We start from the raw sequence: 1,284 nt of genomic DNA on the forward strand, positions 1-1,284 counted from the left end.
TGAGCCGGCCGCCGGGCTTGAGGACCCGGCGGACTTCCTCCAGTGCGTAGTCCCAGTCCGGCAAATAGTGGAACACCAAGGAAGCAATGGCATCGTCAAAACTGTTGTCGGCATACGGGAGCTTCTCCCCCAATGTCGCCACTTTCAGGTCGGCATCTTCGCCCAGCCGCTGGCGTGCTAGGTCCACCATTGCCCGGCTGGTGTCGAAGCCCGAGACGCTCGCTCCACGGCTCATGAGCTGTTCCGACAGCGGGCCGGCGCCGCAGCCGATATCCAGGATGTTCCGGCCGGCAACCTCTCCTGCCAGTTCCAAGGTGGCCGGCCGCTCATAGTAGGCGTTCAGCATGCTGAATTCGTTCTCGTCAGCGTAGTCCTGGGCGAAATCGTCGTAGTTGCTTTCCTGTGGCACGGGCGCGCTCCTTTGCATGGTTTTGCCCGAGCCTAGCAAAGGCTTCAACTAATCATTGGGAAAACACTCGACTGATCGAGTAACGCTTTGACTGCATTAGCCGCAATCGATCACAATCGCGTCCAGCCATAGTTTCTATTCCCAGTCCAGATTAGAATCAGCACATGGGACCGATCAGTGCCCATGCTCGTTCGACTTTCCATGGGGAGAAATTGAATAAATTAGTTCAGCGTTCACTCGCTGTCATCGCTTCGGGAGCACTTGTATTCTCCGGTGTCTCCGCGGCCTCGGCCGCTCCGTTGCCCACCAGCATTTCATCTGCCAGCATCGTTGCTGCGAAGAAAAAGGCTCCTGCGGTAACGATCAAGAAAATTGGCACGAAGACTGTCAAGGGTTCAGCCAAGGCAACCATCAAGCCTAGCTATTCCAAGGCAAAGAACGTGAAGATCAAGTCGGCGTTGCTGAAGGTGGTCAAGGGCAAGAAGACCGTCGCCAGCAAGAAGAAGTCCGTCAAGCTCGCAGCGGGCACCTACAAGGTCACCACCACGGTCAAGTACCAGCTCAAGGGCAAGACCTCGACCATTCAGAAGACGCAGACCTTGCTGGTGAAGAAGGCGGCCGCCAAGCGTTCCGTGAAGATGAGCGGCAAGGCAAAGAACTGCCCTGCAGGCTACCCGGTGAAGGGCAACCGCACCGGCAGCCAGAAGGAGTGGAAGTACCATGTCAAGGGACAGCGCTTCTACAACATCACGAAGCCAGAAGAATGCTTCAAGACTGCAGCTGATGCGCGCAAGGCCGGCTACCGGGCTTCGAAGCTCTAAACCTGCCTGGCTGGTATCCGACCCAGCAAACTAAAAAATCGACCTCGGTTGCTT

At 56.8% G+C, this 1,284-nt stretch carries 2 protein-coding genes; one reads left to right on the forward strand and one right to left on the reverse strand.

Features of this window, described 5'->3' with window-relative positions; translation table 11 throughout:
- Positions 1–409, reverse strand: a 409-nt coding sequence (locus ACNPM8_RS17995) for a class I SAM-dependent methyltransferase (protein ID WP_448940378.1), incomplete at its 3' end; no start/stop codon positions are given.
- A 164-nt stretch (positions 410–573) separates the two neighbouring features.
- Between ACNPM8_RS17995 and ACNPM8_RS18000 the strand changes: the two genes are divergently transcribed.
- Entirely contained in the window at positions 574–1,230 is a 657-nt protein-coding gene (locus ACNPM8_RS18000) for a sunset domain-containing protein (protein WP_105661116.1), read from the forward strand.
- Positions 1,231–1,284 lie beyond the last annotated feature (54 nt).

It is taken from the genome of Glutamicibacter sp. AGC46, assembly GCF_053543715.1.

What these genes read in the sequence shown, in the direction of transcription:
- ACNPM8_RS18000 (WP_105661116.1), top strand. Translation starts at nt 574, where the DNA reads ATGGGACCGATCAGTGCCCATGCTCGTTCGACTTTCCATGGGGAGAAA.